Below are 2,684 nucleotides of genomic sequence, written 5' to 3'. Positions count from 1 at the left end.
TCCTAGCAGTGATAGACAACTGCATTATGGCGCATTGCGACGCCGGTGGAGCAGGAGCCATCCACCCCATCCGCTTCACATTCTTGCGTTTGTCGATCTCGCCGTTGCAGCGAATGGCTGCTTTCCGCCCTTCGTGCCCTAAGAAGGGCAGCTTGAGGCTGACACGAGTACAACCCAGTACGAAGTAAGCTGGTGCCGTTTTTCCTCCCCCTACCCTTCCCGGTCCAAGTTCAGCCAATAGCGTGTGTACCGAAGTTCACCCGTTCGCGTCAGAGCACCTTTCTCTACCAGATCCTGCAGATCCCGCGTAGCAGTGGCGCGCGACGTTCCCGTGATCGAGATATAGTTCTCGGCACTCAATCCGCCTCTGAACCCATCCGGCCCAGCCTTGAACAACCGGGCGATTACCTTGCTTTGGCGGGCGTTGAACTGATCGCGATGCCGGTCATAGAAATGTGTCTTGGATATGAAGAACCCAACCCGCTCAAGAGTCACCTGCTGCGCTGTAAGGACGGTCTCGGCAAACCAAACGAGCCATGGTGTGACTTCCAGTGTCTTTTGGTGGCGTTCGAGTTGGTCGTAGTAAGCCTTACGCTCTCGCTCAATCGTGAATGCAAGCGCAATCAGACTTGGCTGACCAATGTTTTGTGCCAGGGATTTTTCAGCCAGCGCCCTACCCAACCGGCCATTGCCGTCCTCAAAGGGGTGAATGCTCTCGAAATAAAGATGGCTCAAACCGGCCCGGATCAGTGCGCGCAAAGGTTCTGGACCATCCGGTGCGGTCCGGTTGAACCAGGTTACGAACTGGTCCATTTCAGTCGGAACCTGATGTGAAGGTGGTGCTTCGAAATGCACGGTTGGTCGATCCAGCCTGCCTGAGACGATTTGCATCGCATCCTCATGGCTCCGGTATGATCCAATTTTTTCCAGATGCCTGTCATGGGACAGAAGCATGTCATGCCACCGAAACAGGGTATCGTGTGACAGTGGTTCCGAATAGTTGGAATAAACATCCACCATCATTTCAGAAACGCCCTGCTCGCGCGGTTTGGATGGATAGCTGTCGGGAGCCAGTCCAAGATGTCGGCGCAAAGAAGATTGCACGCTGAGCCGATCCAGCATCTCACCTTCGATCGCGCTGGTCTTCATCGCTTCTTCGCTCAGCAGGTCGATACGCAATTGATCTCGATCTGATGTGTTCACATGATGTACGGCTCCGAGAACTTCCCCTGAGGACAACAGGAACTGTTGCTCGTTTGGTTCGAGTCTTGCGGCATCGTAACGAAAAGTCGGCCAGTCAGGGTTCTGCCAGTTCCACATCGTGAGGTATAATATTCCTTTCTATAGCTCATTATTTATGGTCACGTGATTTATAGAGGTCAATCCTATTGCTCACCTTTTCAAATTCTTCAATCCGATCATCGATTGGAGGTCTAATCTGAAAACGGTAAATCTCGCCCTGTTTCCCAAATTTACGTAGCATTGGAGGTCCGCGAGAGCATCGCTTTTGGAGACAACTCACCCTTTTCGATCTTAACTAACAATGAAATCAGGTAAGCCCCTGGAGACTGTATGTTCTCAGCACGTTGGAAGATGTATCCGAGAACGATAAAGCGAATAGCGGGGCCAAACGTTGATTTCATTGCATACCAGGTTTTGCCAAGTCGTAGATACTCGGCGATATTATCCATAAGCCGATCACAGTGGTGCTGATCTTTTGCAAAGCGTAGTTCTGCGCATAGCCGTGGAAAACTGCGCTCCATTTGGTCTGGAGAAACCTGAATCTGAGAAAGTTTTTCTTTCTTAACTTTGGGATTCAAAGAGTCCTCTTTGTGCCCCTCAATTTCACTGTCACTGGCCCTCAAATTTTCTGTATCTGTCTGTCTTATCTCGGAGATTTCCACAGAGATTTCTGCCAGCAGCTCGCTGAGTACATTCGCATCTGGTTTGCGACGCAGAGCATTGCGTACGGTGGTCATCAAATCAGAGATCGCGGTGTCATTTGCTACGAGGTCCCTAAGGCGCGCCAGAGAGGCGGAAACCTTGTCGCGGAGTACAGTGAACTCCAGAACTCGATCAGCATGCCTCTGGGCTTCCTGGATGAACTCAGCGTGCCGTTCAGACAAAGGCATCAAGGAGAGACCAGTTGCGGTGACCACCCTGCCCTGTCGATCCCGGCGTGCCCATCGCTTGCCGTTTGCGCTCATTACGCGGCGGATAAGTCCAAGCTCAACCAGCGTTGAGATATGACGCTCAACTGTCTGCACGCTGACGTGAGTTCGTTTGGCGATTGCCGCGTTGGAAGCGAAGCAGATGTGATGATCATCTTGGTCCGCAGCAATCTGATCACCGCCTAAAAAGGAAATCATCGCTCTCAGGACATTGAGAGTTGTGGACTTTAACCCAAGAGGTTCTCTCGCCTCTTCAACGGCACGAAGAAGTATCCATTTTTTGGGCGTACTACTCCCCTGCCCTGCCGTTCCCGACAAGGTTGCTCCATTTGGAGCCAATGCTGATAGTGTTTTCATGATTATCTATCGGCAGACAAAATTTACCCGTTCGCTCAAGAGCGTTTTTTCTTGTATGGCGATTCGGGTGCTGCTAGATTCTAGGCTCCAGACTCATTAAATTACAGCCAGAACAGGACGGTAGCTGCGAGTGCGATTGCGGATAGGAAGACCTTC

General features: G+C 51.5%; 2 protein-coding genes. Both read right to left on the bottom strand.

The annotated features are described in order from the left end of the window. Window positions 1-210: 210 nt before the first annotated feature. On the bottom strand, window positions 211-1,320 hold the full coding sequence (locus AC2FFE_RS20840; RefSeq protein WP_496847605.1) for a Fic family protein: 1,110 nt from the start codon (window positions 1,318-1,320) through the stop codon (window positions 211-213). Window positions 1,321-1,472: 152 nt separating this feature from the next. Continuing rightward, a complete protein-coding gene (locus tag AC2FFE_RS20835; protein ID WP_496847603.1) occupies window positions 1,473-2,528 on the bottom strand; it encodes a helix-turn-helix domain-containing protein in 1,056 nt (351 codons plus the stop codon). Window positions 2,529-2,684: the final 156 nt, after the last annotated feature.

The sequence above is a fragment of the Ruegeria sp. YTSA168 genome (assembly GCF_059610045.1).
This window is presented reverse-complemented; position numbering and strand designations above follow the sequence as displayed.

Bases quoted from the DNA above. Each gene is read 5' to 3' on its own strand.
- AC2FFE_RS20835 (WP_496847603.1), bottom strand. From the start codon at position 2,528: ATGAAAACACTATCAGCATTGGCTCCAAATGGAGCAACCTTGTCGGGA.
- AC2FFE_RS20840 (WP_496847605.1), bottom strand. From the start codon at position 1,320: ATGTGGAACTGGCAGAACCCTGACTGGCCGACTTTTCGTTACGATGCC.